The sequence below is a fragment of the Staphylococcus aureus genome (assembly GCF_001027105.1).
Lineage (GTDB): Bacteria > Bacillota > Bacilli > Staphylococcales > Staphylococcaceae > Staphylococcus > Staphylococcus aureus.
On record NZ_CP011526.1, the window covers coordinates 1780551 to 1807168 of the forward strand.

Consider the following 26618-nt stretch of genomic DNA (forward strand, 5'->3'; position numbering starts at 1 on the left):
TACTACTCTATTATAAACATATTAAAACGCATTTTTCATGCCTAATTTATCTAAATATGCATTTTGTAATTTTTGAATATCACCTGCACCCATAAATAAAATAACAGCATTATCAAATTGTTCTAATACATTAATAGAATCTTCATTAATTAACGATGCACCTTCAATTTTATCAATTAAATCTTGTATCGTTAATGCGCCAGTATTTTCTCTAATTGATCCAAAAATTTCACATAAGAATACACGATCTGCTTTACTTAAACTTTCTGCAAATTCATTTAAAAATGCCTGTGTTCTAGAGAAAGTGTGTGGTTGAAATACTGCAACAACTTCTTTATGTGGATATTTCTTTCGTGCTGTTTCAATTGTAGCACTAATTTCTCTTGGATGGTGTGCATAATCATCTACAATAACTTGATTTGCAATTGTAGTTTCATTGAAACGACGTTTAACACCACCAAACGTTTCTAATGCTTCTTTAATATTTGTAACATCTAGCTTCTCTAAATAACTAATCGCAATTACAGCTAATGCATTTAAAACTGTATGGTCACCATATTGTGGAGACAGGAAGTGATCATAAAACTCACCATCCACATACACATCAAAAGCAGTACCTTTATCCGTAATTTGAATATTTTGAGCATAAATGTCATCCGAATCTTTAAATCCATAATAATAAATTGGAACATCTGCTTCAATTTTACGTAGATGTTCATCATCACCCCAAGCAATAATACCTTTTTTAACATTATGTGCCATTTCTTGGAATGCATCAAAAACATCATTAATATCTTTAAAATAATCAGGATGATCGAAATCAATATTTGTCATAATTGCGTAATCAGGTTTATAACTTAAAAAGTGACGTCTATATTCACATGCCTCAAAAGCGAAATAATCACTTTCAGGCAATCCCATACCTGTGCCATCACCAATTAAAAATGAAGTCTTTTTATCACCATTCATAACATGTGATAATAAACCTGTTGTAGAAGTTTTACCATGTGCACCAGTTACAGCTACTGAAGTATATTGATCAATAATCTGTCCTAAAAAATCATTATAACTTACAACATCTAATTTCAATTGATGTGCACGTACTATTTCTTCATGGCTACTCGCGAATGCATTACCTTGTATAACTACCATATCTTCTTTTATGTTATTAGCATCAAATGGTAATATTTTTATCCCCTTATTTCTAAGAGCAACTTCTGTAAATACGTAGTTCTCAATATCCGATCCTTGAACTTCATGTCCTAAATCATGCATGATTTGTGCTAATGAACTCATGCCAGAACCTTTAATTCCGACAAAATGATAGTGTGTCATTATATAAAACTCCTTACTCATAATTATTCTTTATTTAAATCTGCTTCCGTAACATAAACATCCCTTGGTTTTGAACCATTAGCACTCGAAACATAACCGAGTTGCTCTAATTGATCGATAATTCTTGCTGCTCTATTATAGCCAATTTGGAAATGTCTTTGGATTAATGATGTTGAAATATGTCCTTCATTAACCATAAATGCACAAACATCATCAAATAATTCATCTTGTGATTGTGTTTGTGTTTTTTTCAACAATTCTTTTTCTTCAAATAGATAGTCCGGTTCTCTTTGTTGTTTGATAAAATCAACAACATCATCAATTTCGTCATCAGAAACAAATGTACCTTGAACTCTAATCGGTTTATTCATACCGCTACCAAGATATAACATATCGCCATATCCTAACAAGCGTTCTGCTCCACCACTGTCTAATATCGTTCTCGAATCTACACTTGATGATACCATAAATGCAATTCTTGTTGGTATGTTGGCTTTAATTAAACCTGTAATTACATTGACAGATGGTCTTTGCGTAGCTACTAACATATGAATACCACATGCTCTCGCTTTTTGAGCAATTCTAGCAATAGACTGTTCAACTTCTTGCGGAGCCATCATCATTAAATCAGCCAACTCATCAATTACAATGACAATTTTTGGCATTCTTTCATCATATGGTGCTTTTTTGTTAAATGCTGTTATATTACGTACATGGTAATGTGCAAATAACTTATAACGTCGTTCCATTTCTTCTACGGCCCATTTTAAACTCTGTGTAGCTGCTTTGACATCTGTAATTACCGGTGCAACTAAATGTGGCAAACCATTATAAGGAGCTAATTCAACCATTTTTGGATCGATAAGTAATAATCTTAATTCCTCAGGATGATTTTTATATAGTAAAGACATCAAAATACTATTGATACAAACTGATTTCCCTGATCCAGTTGCACCTGCAATTAGTGCGTGTGGCGTTTTAGCAATATCCATAAGTAATGGTTCATTATTAATTCTATACCCCATCGCAACTGTTAATTTAGATTCAGCATTTTTAAAACTTGGAGATTCAATAATAGAACGTAAGTTGACTGTCGTTGGATTTTGGTTCGGAACTTCAATACCAACACGACTAGTTCCTGGAATAGGCGCTTCTATACGAATATCTTTCGCTGCCAATGCCATTTTAATGTCATCTTGTAATGCCGTAATTCTTGAAACTTTAACACCTTTTTCAACTGATAATTCAAATCTTGTAACACTTGGACCTTCAGTTACATCTTGTACTTCTGCAGGTACATTAAAGTAAAATAATGCGTCATTCAGTTCTTTCTTTTTATCTGTAATCCAGTCCTCGTCCGACTCAATAACTTGTGGTTCTTCTAGTAATGAAACACTTGGCAATTTAATATTTGGGCCTTTACGAATCATCGGCTTAGATGTTTGTACAGCTTGATTTGTTGCAACATCTTGTTGGTTCGTCCGAGGTCTATTTTCATTAGCTGTATCTTCATTTTTATTTGAAAATGATGACTGTAAATCTTTTTGTTGATCATCATTATCTTGTTGTCCACTAGTATTGTTTGGATGTGTTGTTTCTTCGCTTTCTTCAGTTATGTCGCTTACTTCTGAAACTGAAGACGAAGTTGATTGATCAACTTGCTCATTTTCCAATTGATTATCATCTTGACTTTCTTCAAATATTTCCGTTTGAGTTGAATCAACAGAAGGTTTCTGCTCTGAATATTGTTGTGCATTTTGATAATCATTTTCTGTTTCTGCATGACCAATAAGTTGATTGTTCTCAACATTGTTTGATGTCATATTATTTGTTTTATATGCATTTGTATTTGACTCTTGTGAATCAGATCTTGATGATGGTGTGGCTTGACTCGCAGGCATTCTTTCACTCACAGCTTGCTTACTTTGTACAGGCTTTAATTCAGGCACATTGACTTTTGAATGCTTTTTACGATCCATCATACGCTTTTTATCAGATGGCGTCATGACAACATTAAATGGTCTTTTACTTAAAGTTGAAACCTTTTCAGTCTGTTTCTTTGGATTTACGTTTTCAATAGTTTTCTCTTCGACATTTTGTTCACTTTCAGCTGCTTCGTTTTGCACATTTTCTGTAATTTCTGCGTTATTCTTTTCTATTTCATTCATGCTTGAATCTTCCACAACATGATTATCATTCACATCATTCGTTTTCAATGAGTTGACACTTAAGTTTGTTTGGTCATCTTTTTTATGACGCGGTGCTAATTCAATTTCATTATCAACCGTTTTATCGATATTATTTACTTGAGATTCAGTTACTGCGTACTCTTGCGTTTTAGGAGCGTCTACATGCATTTCAGACGCGTTTCTATTGGTATTATCTTCGATATTTGAAGTAGTATCCTCATCTACTTCTGTATCATTTAATTCATAAAATTCTGCATCATCGATTTGACTTCCTGAATATTCTTCTTTATTCGTTGCTCCATCTTCTTCTGAATCAGCAATTAATCTGGATTGATTTTTTAGTTCATCTTTATCATTTACTTCAACGTTATGTTGTAGTGCTGATTGATGTTGAGACGTTACATTCGAAACCGTAACTTCATCATCTGACAATTGTTTTGTTGTCGATACTTGATTCAAACTAACTTCCTCATAATTGTATGGACTTTCATCTACATGAGTGTCATTAGTGTCTTCATTTTGTATTGACGCTTGTTTATTTTCATCATTTGATACAGTTTCATTCTCTATGCCATTTGTATGAAGCTGACTAGCATCTGTACTATTATCTGTTAAGTCACTATCATCATTTAATGAACTATCACCAACATAGCGTTCCGCTTGTTTAGCATACATTTCATCAATTGCACGTTGTATTGCATCTTGCTCTTCGTTTTTATGTTCTTCACGCTTTTGTTGCAACGCTTTTTTAAATCGACGCTTTTGAAGCACTTTACGTTCTCGTTCACGTCTAATTTCTTCAACAATTTGTGAAGCATAAATATTTTCAATTTTGATAGTATTATCAACTTTTGAATAATTAGGCATTGATTTTGTTGTTGATGATACATTTTCATCAGATGATTTAGATGCAGTTCCTTGTTTGACAACACTATCATTTTGTTTTTCTTGTTCTAATTGTTTATTTTGAGACGTTTGCGTCTTAGCTACATATTTATCATATTTTTGTTTATCTGACTCAACTTTTTCTGAAGGTTTACTTACAGGGATACGACCATTTTCTAACTTTTTAGGTTTCATTGTGCCAAAAATAGCTGACGGTACCTCTGAAGTCTTGAAACTTTCTTTGTGATAATCTGGAGTTGAATCTTTAGCACGATGATTTGTATTATTAGAATACATATTATGTGTTTTTGGCTTGTGCGTTTCCTTCTCAATACCATTAATTGCAGAAACATATGTACCTGGCTTATTCGTATGGTAATGTGAATGATCTTTATATTTTATACTTTGCTGTGATATTTTAGAATTCCCACGTTGTTCACTATAATTTTGTTCTTCAGTTGTTTGATTTCTTCTACGGCGATGTCGTTTTTGTGAACGAGAATCGTGGCTTTGTTTGCGATAGTCTCGATGGTATTGTTCTTTTTCATCTGAAATAGTATCTGCAGATTGTTCAACATTTTCATTTTCATAAGCTACGCTCATAGGAAAACGGAATTTTCCCCTCGGACGACTATAAATATCATTATTTTGAGGCAGTAATGAGTCATGATCGTTATCTATATTTTGTGATTCTTGACGTCTTTTTTTCTTTCTATGAATCAAGTCATCATTTGAATCATTATCTTCGCCGAATAATTTATCAAACCAGCTCATATTTTCACTACCTTCCTTAATTATTCAAAAAATGCTTGTCCAATTTCATAGCTGTCATTTAATACCATAATACCTTTTTCTTCAGGTGCATTAGGTAAATTCAATTCTTTCATTGAACAAATCATACCGCTTGAGGCAACACCACGTAATTCAGCATCTTTAATTACCATACCGCTAGGCATCACTGCACCTACTTTAGCAACAACAACTTTCTGTCCAGCTTCAACGTTAGGCGCGCCACATACAATTTGTAATGTGTCATTTCCAACGTTTACATTTAGTACACTTAATTTATCTGCATCAGGATGTTTGTCTTTAGTTTCAACGTAGCCAACTACAAATTTCGGTGATAGATCAGCATTTAATTTATAATCAAAACCAGCTTCTGAAATACGCTTTTGGAATACATTTACAAGTTCATCAGTTAATTTAATATGACCTTTTTCTTCAATTGTTATATCTTTTGAAATTTCAAAAATATTATAACCTACAACATTACCTTCATTAGTAATTTCAACAACATTACCTTTTTTATTGTAGTTTAATTCACCTTCAACTGGTTCAATTTGTAAAAATGCGACATCTCCTACATATTTAGGATTGTAAAATAAATTCATTATGACAAAACTCCTTATCCAATTATTTCTATTTATCTTTATTAAATTTACGACGATTTGCTTCTAAACGCTGAATCACGTTTGGATCTCTTTTTTGTTTATTATTTTTACCTAAAATAAATATCGGTTCAAGATGACCCTGTTTATATCCAAAGGATAATGATGTAATTGGAACTAGACCTTTAGTGAAAAATTCCATTGTTAAATGTGCCATCACATCATATCCTGTTTTATTGCGTATATCTGCAATAATTAACACATCTTGGTGTGGCACTGCTACGAGCATTTCGCCTTGACATTGTGCCTCAATTTCATTTAAAAATGCAGTATTTAGTATCCTACTTGCATCATACCCGTCATTTGAGTTAATAAAATAAAAAATATTACCTTTTACTTCATCAGTCGTATATGAATTTGACAATTTTCTAACATTAAACAGAGACATTTCTCTTATTTGTTGTTCAGTTAACTTCAAATCCTCTAACATGCTTTCGTCAATTAGACGATATGATTTCCCTAAATCGACTGCATAATAAACTGCTGTTTCTGCAGTATGCTCATCATAGATAAAAGGAACACCTTGTTTAGTTTTTTTATCAAAGCTAGTCGCTCTAATGACAGGCATAATTTGACTAGATGATATACTCTCAAGGGTTTTATCTGCCATTTGTGCAATAGCTTCATCAACGTAATAAACAATTTCATCTACAATTTTTTCTTTTTTATCTTCATATTTTGCGACTATAGCGTTAAGTTTAATCGTGATACCTTTGTTATTATCTGTTCGATAAATACGCAAAGTTTCTTCTTCACGATTAAATTTAAAATCAACGTCTAAATGGCTTAAACGTTCCTTTAATTTATCTCTCATTTGAAAGGTATTCATATGTAACACTCCTAATTTCGCACCTTATAATAGTTTACAATAAATCAACACATAGTAACAGAGAAAAACGAGTATTACCCCGTTTTTCTCTAGTCTAAATTACACGTATTGAGCTAAAAATGCATCTATCTGTTCAATTGATTTTCGTTCTTTTCCAATATAACTTCCAAGCAGTTCTCCATTTTTATATACTAGAAAACTTGGAATACCCATAATACCATTTTCAATACAAATATCCATAAATTTATCACGGTCTACTGATACGAAGTCAAACATAGGATATCTCGCTTCTAATTCCGGTAAATCTGGTTCTATCACTCTACAATCTGGACACCAGCCTGCAGTGAATTCAAATACTGTAGCACCTTGTTTTAAAGATTCAAATTGTTGTTCTGATTCAAGTTGTTTCATTTTTATGTCTCCTTAATTAATGATTATATATAACTATTTAGAGATAATAGTTGTTATTACCCGATTATTTATATTGTAATGTTTCTATTTGATTATTATCTAAATTACAAATGGCTTCTGAAAGTAAAGATCTAGCTGCAAAATAGTCTCTTATATCAAATACTGAGTCTGTACTATGAATATATCGTGCACATACACCAATAACTGCAGTCGGAATACCAATATTAGCTTTATGAATTTCTCCACCATCTGTTCCACCTGGTGACATATAGTATTGATGTTCAATGTCATGTGCTTCTACTAACTTTAATAAATAGTCTCTAAATACAGGCTTTAAAATCATTGTACCGTCTTTTATGCGAATTAACGTCCCTTTACCAAGTTCACCAGATAATGGTTGGTTTCCTTTAACGTCATTGGCAGGTGAACAATCAACTACAAATGCAACGTCTGGGTCTATCATCTCTGCAGATGCTTTCGCACCTCGTAATCCAACCTCTTCTTGAACATTTGCGCCAACATACAAGTCTACATCTAATTCTATATCTTTTAATAATTCTAGTATTTCAATTGCCAAGACACAACCATAACGATTATCCCATGCTTTAGCACTATATCGATGTTCAGATAACTGTGTGAATGGCGTGTGAGGTACAATTGTATCTCCTATATCTATTCCGCGCTCACGCACCTCATCTTCATTTTGAGCACCTATATCTAATGTTAAATCTTTAATTTCCGGTGCACCTTCACTACCAGTACGAAAATGTTTAGGTATATTAGAAACAACACCGATAATTTTATCGCCATTTCTATTTTTAATTACTAAGCGTTGTCCTTGCCAAATATCATTTGCAACACCACCTAAATTTGTGAATTGAATCATTCCATTTTTAGTGATATTTGTAATCATAAATCCGATTTCATCCATATGTGCTGCAATCATTACACGTTTTGCATTTGGATTTTTAGATTTTTTCACACCAAAAAATCCACCCATACGATTTTCAATAAATTCATCTACGTACGGCGCCATTTGCTGAGTCATATAATTTTTTACTTCTTCTTCAAAACCTGGTGCCCCATGAAGCTCAGTTAAAGTTTGAATTCGTTGTAATGTTACTTTTTTATTTATGTTCATAAAAGTTCTCACTCCTTATAAGTTATTATATCATCTTCAATATGGTAAACTAATGATATGAATTTGAAATCAAGGGAGCATAAATGATGACTAAACTGAAATATATAATTCCAACAATAATTGCAGTAGCCATTGTAATTATTTCTACCATTTCAATCATCCAATTTATTAATCGTAAACGCTATAATCCCGTTAAAGTACTTAATGAAGTAAAATCATATTTTATGAATGTCAAAGGCTCATATATCGTTTATGAACCATTCGTTCATCCTGAAACTGATAAATACCGTTTAGTTTATCAAGGTGGAATTACAACTATTAAAAATGGTCAAAATATTCATTATGATTTTTATGCAGATGCATATACTGGTGAAGTCATTAACATTGTAGAGCGTTAATACGAATTTTATCCATATTTGATTTGGATCGTAAAACTTAAAAATGAGCCACACCCTAATTAGTAAGATTGGATGTGGCTCAATTTTTTATTTTTGAAAATTTGTTTAGTAATACATCTTTATTTTAGTTATTATCAACTAATGTTTCACGTAAAATATATGCATCTATGTTTTCACCATTATCGCTGTATTTTACAGCAAAGTAGTTTTCATCATGATAAAACAAGAACCAATATTGTTGCTGAATAAAATATGGTATCATGCGTTCTTTTTCACGAATCGATTGCATAGGATAATCATCATATGCCGTTACCCATAGAGGATTTTTATGTGCAGTAGTTGGGAATATATCACCCATATGAACTGCTTTATCTCCTTGACTTTCAATCGTAATAATCGTGTGGCCAAAGCTATGACCTCCACTATGTTGCATCTTGATACCCAGAACCGGTTCAAAATGTTTTTCGAATAAAATCAACTTGTTACTATAATCGCCTTTATTCTTATCCCAGTAAGTTGATTTACTTCTTATATTAGGTGCAATAAACTCATGCCACTCATCTTGTTGCACAACATGAATCGCATTTTCAAAAATTGCATGTCCTGCTTGATCAGTCAAACCGGCAGCATGATCAAAATGCATATGTGTCATTAGCACATAATCAATATCCTTTGGCGTTAAATTATAATTTGCCAAATCAGCAATTATATGACTTTCTTCATCTACTCCAAAATTACGTAATTGCTTTTCAGATAATTTACCATTACCAATACCTGCATCTATAATCAAATTATATTGAGCCGTTTGAATCAAAATTGGATGTGTCGGTAAATTGATTTGATTTCGTTCATTTGCATTGTATTGCTTTGACCACAACGGCTTCGGAACAACACCAAACATTGCACCGCCATCCATTTTTGTATTGCCACCATTTAGATAATGAATAGATATATCCCCGATTTTCATAACATCACCTATTCTTTCTGTATTCGTTATTACAATTAGCATGTGTTTATTACATCATATCACTATTCATAAATGCGAACAAAAACGAAACGCCCCACACTAATACACTTCTAACTACTTATAAAGATTAATGCAATCATATTATATGTAAATGCATCATAACCATCGGCCTGTAATTTTAAATTAATAATTAAAATTTACAAGTAAAATGCAAGCTTTATTCTTTTAAATCAAAGGTATTTAGTATAACATTGTTCATAGGCGCATTATCTCCTTTAGTTATTTGTTTAGTCACTTTTAATTATAGAGATAATTGCGCTTTTTTTATATTCAAAATCAAAAAATCGGACAGATGAAAAGTTAAAAACTTTTTCCATCAGTCCGATTTATTATAGAACCTTTATCTATAGAACCATTATAGTACGAAAAAACACTTATGATTGTATGTGTACATACCCTCATAAGTGCTCTATTTTTGTGAATGGAATTTCGCTTCCATACGATAAATACGTGACCCTTTATCCGAAAATTTCTTTTCATATTCTGTTAAAATATTACTGCCATCGTCTTCTTGATGTAAATTTAGATTTATTTTTGTAAAATACATTCCAAATTGAGACATACTTTCTAAACTGTAGGCAAATAGTCCTCTGTTATCAGTTTTAAAATGTAAATCTCCTTCATCATTTAAGATTTGTTGATACAACGCTAAAAACGTATGATACGTTAAACGTCGTTTTGCATGACGATTTTTTGGCCATGGATCTGAAAAGTTCAAATAAATACGCGAAACTTCGCCGTCTTTAAAATATTCATTTAATTCAATGGCGTCATTACAAATAATCTTTAAATTTGTTAAACCCATCTCTTTAACTTTATCCAATACTTTATAAACGATACTTTTCTCACGTTCCATTGAAATATAGTTAATATGAGGATTTTGAGCAGCTAATGTTGTAATAAACTGCCCCATACCCGAACCAATTTCAATGTGTATCGGTTGCGTTTTATCAAACCATTCAGTCATTTTCCCTGCATGTTGACCGTCCATGTCAACCAATTCAGGATGATCTTTTAAATAATCTTCAGCCCATGGTTTGTATCGAACTCTCATATTTTATTCTCCTCTTAAATAAACATGTTACTATTCATAACTTCATTTAGGAATTTAAGCCAAGTGTTCATATCCTTATATCTTTTTTGCTCTTCATACCATTGAACAAGACCTATAGATTGAATTACCGTATACCATTTCATACGTTTATTTAAATTCAAGCTCTCTTGAACACCATATGTTTCAAGCCATTCAGACCATTGTTGTTGTGGAACATAGTTGTAAAGCAGCATTCCGATATCAATTGCCGGGTCTGCAATCATTGCACCTTCCCAATCAACTAAAAATAGTTCATCTCGATCGGATAATAACCAATTATTATGATTCACATCACCATGTACAACAGTGAAAAAACGCGAATCTAAACTCGGTATATGCTCTTCTAAATAGGTTAATGATTTTCTCACAATATGATGTGTTAAAACTTCTCTTGATAAAGAGGCATTAATTTTATTAAGCATAATCTCAGGAGTAATAGGTTCCATTTCCATACGCTTTAACATACTTAATAAAGGTCTAGAATTGTGTATCTTCTTTAATAAATGTGCAACTCTTGTTTGCTTCATTTCGTTTGAAGATAGTTCACGCCCATTTTTCCAATGTTGTGCTGTAACAACCTCGCCTGTTTCTATGCGTTTCGTCCATACTAATTTGGGCACAATACCTTCTGCTGATAATGCCGCAATAAATGGATTTGAATTTCGTTTTAAAAACAACTTTTGTCCATCTTGTTCAGCCATATATGCTTCACCAGATGCACCACCTGCTGAATCAAGTGTCCACCCTAATTGATAAAACTGCTCCAACTCGTCCACCTCACTTTCAATTAGAAAATGGCTCTAGAAATAGGTTTTTCAAGAGCCATATATTCTAATTTATAACACCATACTGGTACAAATATTATGTCCAGATAATTATTGTAAATCCTCAACCAATGCCTACATTACACGACTAAATTTAAATCGTAATGTCTGTCATTGACACCATACATTCTATAGTCACTTACTTGACATATAATGTTACCGTGTCTAAAACTACATGTTTTTGAATCTCTGTAGGCGATAAACTCTAGTTTTCAAAATAATTGCTATCCCATTTTCATGGTTAGCATAAATTTATGAACTGTAACATTTACGTACTTAGTAAAATATGATGCACATCATATTTGTAACTCATAGAAAATTTTATAATTTTTATCATTATATTTCAACTGAAAATGAGAAACAAAATGGCACTTTTTACTAATATGTGTTTTCTAAACAACACTTTTAAGCTTCGTTTTAAATTATAACATAATTCACTTACGAAAGTTGATAAATTTAAGTAATTTAATCTAAAAATATGATGAAAGAATTTTAAATACTGTGTGACTCTATATACTTTTCAAATCCTTCTTGTAGTTGACGTGTAATTGGGCCAACTTTACCATCATTAACTGGTTCACCATCTAATTTAATAACAGGTGTAACCTCAGCTGAAGTACTTGAAACAATAACTTCATCTGCGTTTTTCAAGAAATCTACAGTAAACGTTTCTTCTTTAAATGGGATGTTATAGTCTTCGGCAATTTTTTTAATTACAATTCGTGTAATACCATTAAGAATATAGTTGTTAATCGGATGTGTATAAATCACACCGTCTTTAATTGCATAAGCATTACTTGAAGATCCTTCAGTTACAGTTTCACCTCGATGTTGAATTGCTTCAACTGCATTATATTTCACAGCATATTCTTTTGCTAATACATTTCCTAATAAGTTCAAGCTTTTAATGTCGCAACGTAACCATCGGATATCTTCAACGGTAACACCATTCACACCATTTTCTAAATGATCATAAGGACGATCATAACTCTTTGTATAAGCAACAATTGCTGGTTCTACTTCAGGTGTCGGGAAGCTATGATTCCTTTCAGCTACACCACGCGTTGCTTGAATATAAATTGCCCCAGTTTCAATTTGATTCATATCAACTAATTTACGAGATAGTTCAATTAATTCTTCTACAGAATAATTTAAATCTAAACCAATCTCATTGGCACTACGTAAAAATCTTTCATAATGTTCTGTTACTGTAAATAACTTACCATTATATACTCGAATGTATTCATAAATACCATCGCCAAATACGTATCCTCTGTCGTTGTATGAAACCTTTGCTTCACTTGGACTTACAAACTCACCATTTAAAAAAATTTTTTCCATATATTATTCCTCCACGCATAATGAATAAATTGCTTCTAAGTAAATACTAGTTGCGTTAAATAACTGTTTTTTAGTGATATATTCATTTTTCTGATGCATTAAATCTTCAGAATCACTAAACATTGCGCCAAATGCTACACCCTTGTCTAAGTTTCTCGCATAAGTACCGCCACCTATAGTATAAGGTTCAGTCATATCATTTGTTTGATTTCTATATGCAGTAACTAACTTTTGTACAAAAGGATCATTTTTATCAACATAATGTGGTGGTTGGACTTTACCTAATTTCACTTCAAAGCCATATTGTTGAATCTCATTTGCAAAACGATCCATAGCTTTTTCAAATTCAAATCCTTCTGGGTAGCGTAAGTTGATACCGAAAAGACCTGCGTTTTCATTATCATATGTAATAACACCAATGTTAGTTGTCACGTCACCCATGACATCTGTATGGAATTTCATTCCCATCTTTTCACCAAAATCTGAATTAAATAAGTAGCGATTACTAAATGCTACAAACGCTTGTGCATTATTATCAAGATTTAATGATGCTAAGAATTTTAGTAAGTAAAGACCCGCATTCACACCGATAGATGGATCCATACCATGAACCGCTTTACCTTCAACTGTTAAAACTAGAATGCCACTATCAACAGTACTATCACCTTGTAAATGATTTTGTTCTAAAAAGTACTCAAAGTCTTGAATAACATCTGTCATATTTTCTTTAACAAGCACTCTTGCTTCTGCATGATCAGGTACCATGTTGTAACGTTCACCAGATTTAAAAGTTATTAATTCATAATCAGGTTCATCTTGATCTTCAGTAAGTTTATTTTGAACTAAATCAAATGTTGTAATGCCTTTTTCACCATGAATACATGGAAATTCTGCATCTGGTGCAAAACCTAATGTTGGCATTTCTTCTGTTTTAAAATAGCGATCCGTACATTTCCAATCAGATTCTTCATCCGTACCAATAATCATATGAATACGTTTCTTCCAATCCACATTCATATCTTCTAATATCTTAATTGCATAATAAGCAGCAATTGTTGGACCTTTGTCATCAAGTGTACCTCTAGCTATGATAGCATCTTCTGTTACAACCGGCTCGAACGGATTACTATCCCATCCATCACCAGCAGGAACAACGTCAACATGACATAAGATACCTAATACGTCATTTCCTTTACCTGCCTCAATTCTTCCTGCAATATGATCCACATCATGTGTTGTAAATCCATCTCTATGTGCAATTTCATACATGTAGTCTAATGCCTTACGAGGACCTGGACCAACTGGTGCGTCTTCTGATGCTTTTGCATCATCTCTCACACTTTCAATTGCTAATAATCCTTTTAAGTCATTAATGATTTGATCTTCGTATTGTTGAACTTTTTCTTTCCACATTCGAAATCGACTTCCTTTTTTCTATAAGTTAAATTCTATTTTACATGAAAAGATATAAAAACTACAATAAGATGTCAGAAAATAATAAAAAGGAACAAAACGATGCTATTGATATGACACAAATCATAAATAGCTGCTTTGTTCCTTTTTTAATTTATATATTTAAAATACACATATTCAAGAGCTCGAGATATAAGTCAATGTACTAGGCACACAATTTAATATTGACAGTAATTAACCGAACGAAAATGCGCCCCGGGGCCCCAACATAGAGAATTTCGAAAAGAAATTCTACAGACAATGCAAGTTGGCGGGGCCCCAACATAGAAGCTGGCCAATAGTTAGCTTTCAATAATGTGCAAGTTGGGGTAAGGGCCCCAACACAGAAGCTGGCCAATAGTCAGCTTTCAATAATGTGCAAGTTGGGGTAAGGGCCCCAACACAGAGAATTTCGAAAAGAAATTCTACAGACAATGCAAGTTGGCGGGGCCCCAACACAGAAGCTGGCCAATAGTCAGCTTTCAATAATGTGCAAGTTGGCGGGGCCCCAACACAGAAGCTGGCCAATAGTCAGCTTTCAATAATGTGCAAGTTGGGGTAAGGGCCCCAACACAGAGAATTTCGAAAAGATAAAGAAATACGTTTTCTTTAGATATTAGTATTTCTTATGAATGAGTTTCACGCATGTATTCTTCTTTCTATATGCATATTAGCTATGACTAACGATAAAGAACCTGAAACACTAATAAATGTCCTATAGTTTACAATATTATATTGGCAGTAGTTGACTGAATGAAAATACGCTTGTAACAAGCTTTTTTCAATTCTAGTCAACCTTGCCGGGGTGGGACGACGAAATAAATTTTGCTAAAATATGATTTCTGTCCCACTCCCTTATCATTTCTGTCCTACTCACATCTTATTCTTTATCAGATAATGCATTTTTATTCTTTTTTAAATCTTCTTCAGTGACGATACGTAAATTATTATTTGGTGCTGCGCCACCTTCATCATCAAATTTACCTTTTTCAATACTTTCGTCAGTCTTATTGTCATATTCGGTAAATTTTGATTTTTCTTCTTTGAAAAATGCTTTTGGATTATTTTTTAATCTATTAGCATATTCTTTCGGATTTGTTTTTACTTCTTTAATTGTTTCATTAGCAATTGTTCCTAATTGCGTCGCTTTATCCTTAGCATTATCTTTATAGCTTTGAGGATCTTGTTTATATTTATTATATTCTGCTTTCAGCTTGTCACGACTATCTTTACGTGTAACAAGTACAGCTGCTACAGCGCCACCTATACCTAAAATCGCTTTAAATAAATTACCTTTTGCCATATCAATCGTCTCCCTTTTATTTATAATTTAATTTGTCAAAATCATTTTCAGTTAATAAACGATATTCTCCTGAATCTAAATTGCTGTCCAATTCTAAATCAGCAATTTTGATACGTCTTAAATGTAATACCTCATTTTGAATGCTATGAAACATTCGTTTAACTTGATGATATTTTCCTTCATAAATTGTTACGTGTGACGTTTGATTATCAATATAAGTTAATATTGCAGGCTTAACCTTGCCATCAGTCAGTGTTACACCCTCTTTAAAAGCTTGAATGTCGTCTTCAGTGATAGGATTTGCTGAAATAACTTCATATTTTTTAGAAACATGTTTGTTTGGACTCATTAATTCATGATTAAAATCACCATCATTCGTTATCAATAAAAGCCCTTCTGTATCTTTATCAAGACGACCAACCGGAAAAATATTTAGATGTTGGTATTCAGGTATTAAATCAATAACGGTTTTTGAATGATGATCTTCAGTTGCTGATATATAACCTTTTGGCTTATTTAACATAATATAGACATTTTCAATGTATTCTATTAATTCTCCACGAACTGTTATCTTATCGTTTTCTGGTTCTATATGTGTTTTTGGTGATTTAATTACTTGTTCGTTGACATTTACAAGGCCTTTTTTAAGTAACTGTTTGACCTCATTACGTGTACCGACGCCCATATTTGCTAAAAATTTATCTATTCTCATCGTAAAAACCTAACTCTACGTCTTAATTTTTCAGGAATTTCACCTAAGAATTCGTCCGCAAGACGCGTTTTAATTGTGATTGTACCGTAAATTAGAATACCTACTGTAACACCTAAAATAATAATGATTAAGTAACCAAGTTTAGTAGGTTCTAAGAATAGATTTGCAAGGAAAAATACTAATTCTACACCTAGCATCATAATAAATGAATACAAGAATATTTTTGCAAAATGAATCCAACTATAGCTGAATTTAAACTTCGCATATTTTTTAAGAATATAGAAATTACATCCAATTGCAAATAATAATGCGATACTAGTACTTAAAATTGCACCAGGTGTATGGAATAACATAATTAATGGATAGTTTAACGCTAACTTGATAACTACAGAAGCTAAAATAACATAAACTGTTAATTTCTGTTTATCTATACCTTGTAACATTGATGCCGTTACACTTAATAGTGAAATTAGTATTGCTACAGGCGCATAATAGAATAATAAGCGACTACCATCATGGTTAGGGTCATGACCTAAAACAATTGGATCGTAACCATAGAAAACTGTGAATAATGGTTGTGCCAAGGCCATAATTCCAATACTAGCTGGAACAGTTATAAACATTAATACACCAATAGATGTTCTAATTTGATGATGCATTTCATGTAAGCGACCTTCTGCAAATGTTTTTGTAATATAAGGAATTAAACTCACTGCAAAACCAGCACTTAATGATGTCGGAATCATTACAATTTTATTAGTTGACATATTTAGCATATTAAAGAATATATCTTGTAACTGTGAAGGTATACCAACTAAAGATAAAGCACCGTTATGTGTAAATTGATCTACTAAGTTAAATAATGGATAATTCAAACTTACAATAACGAACGGTATACTATAAGCAATAATTTCTTTATACATCTTGCCATATGACACATCTATATCTGTGTAATCAGATTCGACCATACGATCAATATTATGCTTACGCTTTCTCCAGTAATACCAGAGTGTGAATATACCAATAATCGCACCAACTGCTGCTGCAAAAGTAGCAATACCATTGGCTAATAAAATAGAGCCATCAAAGACATTTAGTACTAAATAACTTCCGATTAATATGAAAATCACGCGTGCAATTTGCTCAGTTACTTCTGACACTGCTGTTGGCCCCATAGATTTATAACCTTGGAATATCCCTCTCCATGTCGCTAATACAGGAATAAAGATAACAACCATACTAATGATTCTTATAATCCAAGTAATATCATCGACTGACCAACCGTTTTTATCATGAATGTTTCTAGCTAATGTTAATTCAGAAATATAAGGTGCTAAGAAATACAGTACCAAGAAACCTAAAACACCGGTAATACTCATTACAATAAAACTCGATTTATAAAATTTCTGACTTACTTTATATGCCCCAATAGCATTATATTTCGCAACATATTTCGAAGCTGCTAATGGTACACCTGCTGTCGCAACTGCAATTGCAATATTATATGGTGCATAAGCGTATGTGAACGGCGCCATATTTTCTTGTCCACCAATTAAATAGTTGAATGGAATGATAAAAAGTACGCCCAATACCTTGGTAATTAATATACTAATGGTAATTAAAAAGGTTCCACGCACCATTTCTTTACTTTCACTCATTACGAATCTCCCTATCTCATGTTTATTAAAGTTTTGTAAACTAAAAGCTGTTTCTCTGTAAAATCATTTTTCATTATTATGAATATATCACAAAACTTTATTTCATTGTCGTATATTCAATGAATTATCATAACAAAATTATCAACACATTGTCATTGAATACTAGATTTTGATTAGAATATTACGAAATTTCATATAAACATTATACTACTATTTGAGATGAACATCGCATAACAGTAGAAAAATCATTCTTATCATACACATACATCTTCATTTTTTATGAAGTTCACATTATAAATATATTCAACATAATTGTCATCTCATAACACAAGAGATATAGCAAAGTTTAAAAAAGTACTATAAAATAGCAATTGAATGTCCAGTAACAAATTTGGAGGAAGCGTATATGTATCAAACAATTATTATCGGAGGCGGACCTAGCGGCTTAATGGCGGCAGTAGCTGCAAGCGAACAAAGTAGCAGTGTGTTACTCATTGAAAAAAAGAAAGGTCTAGGTCGTAAACTCAAAATATCTGGTGGCGGTAGATGTAACGTAACTAATCGATTACCATATGCTGAAATTATTAAGAACATTCCTGGAAATGGGAAATTTTTATATAGTCCCTTTTCAATTTTTGATAATGAATCCATCATAGATTTTTTTGAGTCTAGGGGTGTTAAATTAAAAGAAGAAGATCACGGGCGTATGTTTCCAGTTTCCAACAAAGCACAAGACGTGGTTGATACATTAGTGACAACTATCGAACGCCAACATGTAACGATTAAAGAAGAAGAAGCTGTTAGTAGAATCGAAGTTAATACAGACCAAACTTTCACTGTACATACTCAAAATAATAGTTATGAAAGCCATTCGCTAGTGATTGCTACAGGTGGTACAAGTGTCCCTCAAACTGGTTCAACTGGTGATGGTTATAAGTTCGCACAAGATTTAGGTCATACCATTACTGAGTTATTCCCGACCGAAGTTCCAATTACATCAGCTGAACCTTTCATCAAATCCAATCGTCTAAAAGGTTTAAGTTTAAAAGATGTTGAATTGTCAGTACTTAAGAAAAATGGTAAAAAACGCATCAGTCATCAAATGGATATGTTATTTACTCATTTTGGTATCAGTGGTCCAGCTGCATTAAGATGTAGTCAGTTTGTTTATAAAGAACAAAAAAATCAAAAGACACAGCACATTTCTATGGCAATCGATGCATTTCCTGAATTAAACCATGAACAATTAAAACAACACATCACATCATTATTATCGGACACACCAGATAAAATCATTAAAAACAGTTTGCATGGTCTAATTGAAGAGCGCTACTTACTGTTCATGCTGGAACAAGCAGGAATCGATGAAAATACCACATCACATCACTTATCAAATCAACAATTGAACGACTTAGTAAATATGTTTAAAGGGTTTGTATTTAAGGTGAACGGGACATTACCTATAGATAAGGCATTTGTCACAGGTGGTGGTGTGTCACTTAAAGAAATTCAACCTAAAACAATGATGTCTAAATTAGTTCCGGGATTATTTTTATGTGGTGAAGTATTAGATATACATGGTTATACTGGTGGTTATAATATTACAAGTGCACTCGTAACAGGACATGTCGCTGGATTATATGCCGGACATTACTCACATGCATCAATGGAATAATAGTATAAAATTTGGTTCGATTCTCTTTAGTAGATCAACTTTTTCATTCAAATAAAAATGACCTTAATATAACTGAGTCACTAAAAAGTGTCGTTATATTAAGGTCATTTCGTTAATTATGATTCTTTTTCGTTTTTAGTACGTCTTCTAGCTAACAAAGCCGCACCTGTAATCAGTGCAAATTCTTTCAATGGTAAATCCATTCCTTCAGAACCTGTATTTGGAAGTTCTTTTTCAACTTTGCGCGATTCATGTGTCTCTTCTTTTTTAATAGGCGTACAAACTTTTGGAGCTGGCTGAATTTCTTTTGGTGATACTTTCGTCGCTTCAGCTGGTAATTTAATTGCTAAAATTTCATCAACAATGAATTGCGTGTGTTGTTTGATGTCATTTAATGTCGCATCTTCATCAATCATTCTATTGCCATCTGCAACATATTGATCAATTAATACTTTTACTTTAGCTAATTGTTCTGGTGTTGCGATCGCTTTGAATTTCGCATATGTTTGTTGAGCAATGTTATCAATTCGCAGTAAGCTATTTTCTTTTTCAGTAATTACTGCTTCTATATCGCTTAATGCAACATTAAATCGTTTTAAAACTGCATCAACATCAGCATTAGTGCGTGCTGTTTTTAATTCTTCATCCATTTGTAATTTTAAAGCAGTTATAGCTTTTAATGCATCAGCCTTATTACGATTACTTACTTTTCGATAATTTTGCACTAAAGCAGTGACGCGTGCAAGATCATCATTAATCGTTTTTTCAGCATCTGGCTTTTTAATAGGATGTACATCTAAATCATGTATTGTTTGTAGATTTAATGATGCTGTTTTATCAACTTGTGCATTGCTACGATCTTGATCAATTTGTCCAATAGCAGTGTCATAAATATTTTGTAACTGTGCTAATATACTATTTCTTTCTTCTACCGTTGCTTGAATATTCGCTTCAATTGCTTGTTTTTTATCGTTGAATAATGTTGTCAATTGTTCTCGAGCAGACGCCTTTCTGTTAATAACAGGTTCGATTTCACGAATTTCGTTTTTCTCATCATGCAATAAATATGCCACATCTGCATTAGTCACTGCACTAGCAATTTGTTGTTTAGCTTTAATTAACTCTTTTTCAACTTGTGCTATTGCAATATTTTGTTCTTCATCTGTCGCTTCGTTATTTGCTTTAATTAAATTAATTTTATTTGTAGCGATATTTTGAATTTGTTGTAATGCTGTTGCTTTAACTGTTGTCGCTGGTTTAATTTTTGAAATAATATTTTGAGCATTTATACTATCTTGATTAACTTGGGCAGTCTTATCTGCATGATTGATCTGATCAATAGCCTGATTAAGTGCTTGTTCTACTAAATGTTTAGCAGCTAGTCTTTCTTCTTCAGTTGATAAATCGCTTTGATCGATTAGTGCATTTTGAGCTTCGGCTTTTACACCAACAGATTGACGCGCTGCTGGTTTAACTTGAACTTTAGGTAAAATCACTTTGATGTTGTCGTTGCCATCAGTCTCAGTTCGATCCACTTCTGCATTCGTTTTGTTTTGTGCAATGTCATTTTTAATTGTATTTACAATTTTATTTAAAGTATCAATAGCAACATCTCTTTCATCTTGAGTAGTATCCAACGTATTTCGGATTGCATCGAGTTGATTTTTATTATTTTCTTCAATGCTATCAAGCGCAGCTCGTTTACGTCTTACTTTAGGTTTTATTTGCTCTATTGCCTTGATTGTTTGATTTCTAACATCAGTAACAGCAGCATCTTGATTTGTATTTTCTATTTCTTGTTGCGCTTGTTTGAGTGTGTCGCTAATTAATTGATTCGCTTCATCTAATTCATCAACTGTTGCATGTGGTGTATCTTTTATTGATTCTACTTGATTTTCTGCACTTGCTTTTATTGCTTGTTGTGCTTCAGGCTTAATTACAATATGAGGTTGTACACCTTTTAGTGTAGCAATGCCATTTGTTTCAACACGTTTCACATCATTATTCGCTATTGCTTGATCGATGTTTTGTAATGCACGTTTTTCATTATTCGCTAATTGATTTAAAGCAACTTGTTTTTCTTCATCAGTCGCATGTTCCGCTTGCTCAATTTCGCGCTTTTTAGCTTCATATTGTTGCTTAACTGCATCTCTAGCAGCTGCTCTAACAATATGGTCAGGCGTCACTAAAGCAATGCTATCAAGCGCTTGACTTGTTGTATCATCAACTTGTTGATTTGTTCTATTATTCGTAATATCTGTCATGGCTTGATTTACAAATTCATTGATTTTATCTAGTGCTACTTGTCTTTCTTCTGCTGTTGCTTCTTTATCCTGATTAATCTTAGCACGTAATTCATTCGCTTTTTGATTGATTTTTTCACGTGCAGCTGGTTTAACTTTTGTTTCAGGTTGAATAATTTTAATCGCTGATACACCATTTGTTGCTGCTTGATTCACCTGACTATTCGTTTGAGCTTGGTCAATAGCTGCAAGTGCTTTTTCTTTTTCTTTAGCTAATGCTTGTGAAGCAACTTCTTTCTCATTATCTGTTGAATCAAGACTATTATCAATTTGCTGTTGCTTTTCTTTAACAGCTTTTTCAATATCTGCAATTGCCTTTGGTTTAATTACTACTTCAGCTTCAACATTATCTATAGCATTTACCGCTTGATTTGTAGTTGTGTCTACCTGATCATTTGTTTGGTTTTGATTAATTTGATTAATTGCTTGATCTTTAAGTTGATTGATTTGATTAACAGCAGCCTGCTTTTCTTCGTCAGTTGCATTAGGTGTTTGTTTAACCGCTTCAATACGCTTCGCCACTTCAGCAGTGATTTTATCTCGCGCTGCTTGTTTTTTTACTACATCAACTTGAACAGCATCGATATTATTCTCTGCTACTGTCGCAGCTTGGTCTACTTCTGCATTTGTGTTAGCTTGTTTAATACTTTCAATAGCTTGTTGTCTGTCTTGATTTAAAGTATTGATCGCAGCATTTTTCTCATCATTCGTTGCATCTGGTGTAGCATTGATTTCAGCTAATTTAGCATTATAATGCTGATTGATTTGTGCTAATGCTGCAGGTTTTTTAACAATATTTGGCTGAATCGCATTAATTGCTTTTGTACCTAATTGTTGCGCTTGATCTACTTCCGCATTTGTATCAGCTTGATTTATATTATTAATTGCCGTTGCTAACTCTTGATCCACTTGATTTAAAGCCACTTGCTTTTCTTCAGTTGTTGCATTTGTGTTTTGATTAATTTCTTGCTTTTTAGCAGTTGCTAAATCATTTAATACACCTGTAGCAGTTTGTTTCTTCGTTACATGCGGTTGAACTGCGCCGATTTGATTGACTGCATCGTCTCTAATACTATTGACCATCGCAGTAGTAGACGTCACACCAATATCAGTTAATGCTCTATTTTTAAGTGTATTGACACGATTTATCGCTTCTTGTTTCTCTTCTCGAGTCGCGCCAGTTGTAGCATTGATATTTGTTATCGCCTCTCGCGCTTTATCATTTACAACATTGCGAGTATCCGTTTTAACTTGTGTTGCCGGTTGAATCACTACTATATTTTGTGTGCCCTGATCTTTTGCTTGTGCAACTTCTTGATTCGTATCTGCTGCATTAATATTTTGCTTCGCTGTGGCTACAGCTTGATCAAGTAATTGTTGTGCTGCTTGTTGTTCTTCGAGCGTCGCATCATTATTATTAAATATCGTATTATGTTGCGTTTCCGCACTTTTATCGATGGCATTTTTTGCATCTGTTTTTACTTTTGTAGCTGGTGTAATTGCTTGTATTCCTTGAATCGCATTTGTCTTTACTTGTTCAACATCAGCATTGGTATTAGCGTTTAAAATGTTTGTGTTTGCTGCAGTTACAGCAGCATTCACTTTGTCAATTGCTGCTTGTCTTTCTTCTTGAGTCGCATCAGGATTAGCATTGATCTCTGCGATATGTTGTTGTGCATCATGTGATACGGCATCCCTTGCAGCTTGCTTAACAACAGTTACAGGAGCAATTGGATTAATGGCATTTAGACCATCTCCTTTGGCGTTATCAACATTAGCATTTGTTGTTGCTTGATTGATTTGTTCTAAAGCATGGTTGGTTGCTTGAGTTAATTCGTTCAATGCTGCATTTTTCTCTTCCTGAGTTGCTTCTCTATTACTATTTATTTGTTGTCTTTTCGTTGCTGTTGCTTGGTTAATTGCATCTCTTGCAGCTTTTTTATGAGTTACTTGAGGAACAACTGCTCCAATAGTATTGATGCCATTATTTTTAGCTGTTTCAACGTCAGCATTTGTAGTAGCATTCGTAACATTATCAATAGCATCTGTTTCATCCGTAGCTAATTGATTTAGTGCATCTTGAATCTCGTCTTCAGTAGCATCTGGTGTTGCATTGATAATTTCCCTTTGTTTCGTTGCTTTATCACGTATTGCTTTTTTAGCATTTGGTTTAACAACCGGTGTTGCAGTATCCCCACTTAAGGTCTGTATACCTTGATCTTTGATTCTAGTAACGCCATCATCAATCGTTTGGTCACCAATATTACCAATTATTTCATTTTTATGTTCCTCGATAACTTGTATTGCTGCTTGTTTTTCTTCATCTGTCAATTCATCATTTTGATTAACTAAATCTTCCATTTGGTCAACTTTTTTATTAACTGCATTTTCAGCATCAACACTTCGAATTAACGTATGTTGCATTTGATTAGTTAATGAATCAATATATGCTTGAGAAACTCTTTTATTTAATGGTACATTGTTACGATTTTCATCTAAAATCGTTTGTGCGCGTCGTTTCAGACCATTAAAGATATCTAATGACGCAAATGTATAATCAGCTTGTTGAATACGTCTGTCAACTTCGGCTTGTAATGCATCTTTATTCATGATGATATCGATAGTATATGGATTTGTACTTACAGTATGACTTTCTGCAGCTGAATTAATGAAATCTTGTGTATATGTTTTATACGTTAATGTCTCGTTAAATGTTACTGTTCTTGGTGTCGGCACATTATTTACACGTAATTTATATCTTAAATCGAGTATTTTATCAGGCATAAGTCGTGCCGGAGAGTTTGCTGTACCTCCTCCAGTACTTTTAATTGTTATCACACGATTTGCTGCATCATATGTAACATTCATATCATTAACATCAACGCCTGAATTGTTACTTGGAAAATCTTTAGTCAATGAATTGTTCACATATTCAACACCTTCAGGTAATTGAACTTGATATACAAAGTCATTTGTATCTAGAGAAGCACCAGAATTACCATTATTCTTTAATGATGTTGTTACAGTAAACTCTTTATTATTTGTTGCTGTTGGATCCATTGTTCGTCTTTCAACAAAAACATGTGACCCAGAATGAAGTCCGATAGAGTCAACAAAGCTATAGTATTTGTAACCATCTTTTAGTTGATAAATGCCACGCGCATCTGTTATTGCGTCATTTTTAGGTACAAATTGAATTTTGAGATTTCTCACATTATCAGGTACTTTAAATAAACGCAAAGTTGGACCGCCTTCAACAGTCTTTTCAGCAATCGTATCATTAGTATCAGCATTTTTGATAATAACATTTGTTGCGCCTTGACCGTTTTTAGTAGTCATTGTATTAAATTCAAAGATTAATTCAGAATTCGGATTTACTGTTAATGCTTTCTCGATACCATTAAAATCGCCATGGTCATTCGTATCAGTTCCATGTATACGACCTAATGCAATTACATTTCCTTGTGCTTGATAGTTCTTATTATCTCCTGAATCAAACATGCTCGTTCTTACCATTGCATGACTAAACACCCCTACTTTGCCACCATTGATTAGTGTGAAGCCCGGCAAGTTATTAACAACGTTTACTGTTGGCACAGAACGGTTGGTACTTGGTCTAATACCATTGTCATCAAATGACAGCACTTCGTTAGGTGCATTTTGTCCTGCATTATTGGCATTAGGATCAGTTGTTGGCGTATATGGCGCTGTAATTGCAACTGGTGCACCACCGTTTCCTACCGCTGCAGCCGCTGGATCTGCTGGAGTTGCATTAGGATCTGCCGGTGCCGCACGTCTACTTCTCTTTTTCGGTCTATTAGATGCTGGTTCAGCAATTGCAACTAGCTCTGGTTTATTTGAAGAATGACGAACATCTTCTTGAATTTCCTTTAAAGTTAGATGTCCTCCTGAACCATTTTCATTTGTTTTAGTTGGTACATTTAATGCGGTATTATTCGACACTACATCATTATTATTAGCGTTTGACACTGTCTCAGTTGCTGTTGTATTGCCATCTGTATGATTATTGTTTTGTGCTGAAGGCGTACTTGATTGCACTGATGTTGGCGTAGCTTGATTTACTATACTACCATTATTATGATTAACCAATGCTTGATTCGTTGCTTGATTGGTTGTTGCAGATTGATTAGGTGTATTCTGCGCACTATTTGCTAAACCTCTATTATTAGCAACATCTTTATCTTGTGAATTTACAGGTGTTGCTTGATTAGTATCGCTTTGTACATTATTATCCGTAGTTAAGGCTTGTGCACCATTTGGGTTTGAAAGTAATAAAACTGTTCCGATTAAAGTAGAGAATATGCCTACTTTATACTTCCTAATACTATATTTATTTTTCTTTAACAAATTCATTTCATTTTCCTCCTGGTTGTCTGTTCTCTGCTGTGTTGTTAAGAATTATGCTAAAAATATACGCTCCCTCATATTATATTTATAGCTATATTATTTTGTACAATATTTTAAGTTCACTCAATTTTATCATCATCATTTTATAAAATAAAGTTTTATTTTATTACAATTTAGTTTCCGTTTTGTAATTAAAATCTTAATAAAACATAACAAGAACGCTTTA

At 33.0% G+C, this 26618-nt stretch carries 17 protein-coding genes; 2 read left to right on the forward strand and 15 right to left on the reverse strand.

Going from position 1 to position 26618, the window contains the following annotated elements:
• Nucleotides 1–21 precede the first annotated feature (21 nt).
• The 6 genes from murC to AA076_RS08880 all read right to left on the reverse strand — a co-directional run bounded on the left by murC (nt 22) and on the right by AA076_RS08880 (nt 8238).
• Nucleotides 22–1335 (reverse strand): UDP-N-acetylmuramate--L-alanine ligase, encoded by a 1314-nt coding sequence (gene murC, locus AA076_RS08855; protein ID WP_000150168.1) that lies wholly within the window; start codon nt 1333–1335, stop codon nt 22–24.
• Between the two features lie 23 nt (nt 1336–1358).
• Nucleotides 1359–5183 (reverse strand): DNA translocase FtsK, encoded by a 3825-nt coding sequence (locus AA076_RS08860; RefSeq protein WP_000118293.1) that lies wholly within the window; start codon nt 5181–5183, stop codon nt 1359–1361.
• A 20-nt stretch (nt 5184–5203) separates the two neighbouring features.
• Nucleotides 5204–5800 (reverse strand): YtpR family tRNA-binding protein, encoded by a 597-nt coding sequence (gene ytpR, locus AA076_RS08865; RefSeq protein ID WP_001048368.1) that lies wholly within the window; start codon nt 5798–5800, stop codon nt 5204–5206.
• Nucleotides 5801–5828: 28 nt separating this feature from the next.
• Nucleotides 5829–6686 (reverse strand): DUF1444 domain-containing protein, encoded by an 858-nt coding sequence (locus AA076_RS08870; protein ID WP_001091387.1) that lies wholly within the window; start codon nt 6684–6686, stop codon nt 5829–5831.
• A gap of 99 nt (nt 6687–6785) precedes the next feature.
• On the reverse strand, nt 6786–7097 hold the full coding sequence (locus tag AA076_RS08875; RefSeq protein ID WP_000811163.1) for a thioredoxin family protein: 312 nt from the start codon (nt 7095–7097) through the stop codon (nt 6786–6788).
• A gap of 64 nt (nt 7098–7161) precedes the next feature.
• Nucleotides 7162–8238, reverse strand: coding sequence for a M42 family metallopeptidase (locus AA076_RS08880; protein WP_001024576.1), 1077 nt, complete (start codon nt 8236–8238; stop codon nt 7162–7164).
• Between the two features lie 86 nt (nt 8239–8324).
• Here AA076_RS08880 and AA076_RS08885 point away from each other — a divergent pair, with 86 nt between their 5' ends.
• Nucleotides 8325–8636 carry a PepSY domain-containing protein gene (locus tag AA076_RS08885; RefSeq protein ID WP_000163826.1) on the forward strand — a complete coding sequence of 104 codons (312 nt, stop codon included), beginning with the start codon at nt 8325–8327 and terminating at the stop codon, nt 8634–8636.
• A gap of 124 nt (nt 8637–8760) precedes the next feature.
• On the opposite strand, the gene AA076_RS08890 is transcribed toward AA076_RS08885, so the two are convergent.
• From AA076_RS08890 to AA076_RS08925, 8 genes are all read right to left on the reverse strand, one after another.
• Complete coding sequence (locus AA076_RS08890) at nt 8761–9603, reverse strand: YtnP family quorum-quenching lactonase (protein ID WP_000689580.1); 843 nt, start codon at nt 9601–9603, stop codon at nt 8761–8763.
• A 469-nt stretch (nt 9604–10072) separates the two neighbouring features.
• The gene (trmB, locus tag AA076_RS08895) at nt 10073–10717 is read right to left on the reverse strand and encodes a tRNA (guanosine(46)-N7)-methyltransferase TrmB (RefSeq protein WP_001266157.1); all 645 of its coding nucleotides are present in this window, start codon (nt 10715–10717) and stop codon (nt 10073–10075) included.
• A gap of 14 nt (nt 10718–10731) precedes the next feature.
• On the reverse strand, nt 10732–11523 hold the full coding sequence (locus AA076_RS08900; RefSeq protein ID WP_000434765.1) for a phosphotransferase family protein: 792 nt from the start codon (nt 11521–11523) through the stop codon (nt 10732–10734).
• 549 nt (nt 11524–12072) lie between these two features.
• Nucleotides 12073–12921 (reverse strand): D-amino-acid transaminase, encoded by an 849-nt coding sequence (dat, locus tag AA076_RS08905; RefSeq protein WP_000411085.1) that lies wholly within the window; start codon nt 12919–12921, stop codon nt 12073–12075.
• Between the two features lie 3 nt (nt 12922–12924).
• Complete coding sequence (gene sapep / locus AA076_RS08910) at nt 12925–14334, reverse strand: Mn(2+)-dependent dipeptidase Sapep (RefSeq protein ID WP_000265417.1); 1410 nt, start codon at nt 14332–14334, stop codon at nt 12925–12927.
• Nucleotides 14335–15253: 919 nt separating this feature from the next.
• Complete coding sequence (locus AA076_RS08915) at nt 15254–15676, reverse strand: YtxH domain-containing protein (RefSeq protein WP_001051860.1); 423 nt, start codon at nt 15674–15676, stop codon at nt 15254–15256.
• A gap of 16 nt (nt 15677–15692) precedes the next feature.
• Entirely contained in the window at nt 15693–16388 is a 696-nt protein-coding gene (locus AA076_RS08920; RefSeq protein ID WP_001217125.1) for a pseudouridine synthase, read from the reverse strand.
• On the reverse strand, nt 16385–18046 hold the full coding sequence (locus AA076_RS08925) for a putative polysaccharide biosynthesis protein (protein WP_000004335.1): 1662 nt from the start codon (nt 18044–18046) through the stop codon (nt 16385–16387). Before AA076_RS08925 ends, AA076_RS08920 begins: the two co-directional genes overlap by 4 nt.
• A gap of 406 nt (nt 18047–18452) precedes the next feature.
• On the opposite strand from AA076_RS08925, the gene AA076_RS08930 reads away from it, so the two are divergent.
• Nucleotides 18453–19721 (forward strand): BaiN/RdsA family NAD(P)/FAD-dependent oxidoreductase, encoded by a 1269-nt coding sequence (locus AA076_RS08930; protein WP_000285019.1) that lies wholly within the window; start codon nt 18453–18455, stop codon nt 19719–19721.
• A 116-nt stretch (nt 19722–19837) separates the two neighbouring features.
• Here AA076_RS08930 and sasC read toward each other — a convergent pair whose 3' ends face one another.
• Nucleotides 19838–26398, reverse strand: coding sequence for an LPXTG-anchored aggregation protein SasC (gene sasC, locus AA076_RS08935; RefSeq protein ID WP_001836275.1), 6561 nt, complete (start codon nt 26396–26398; stop codon nt 19838–19840).
• Between the last annotated feature and the right edge of the window lie 220 nt (nt 26399–26618).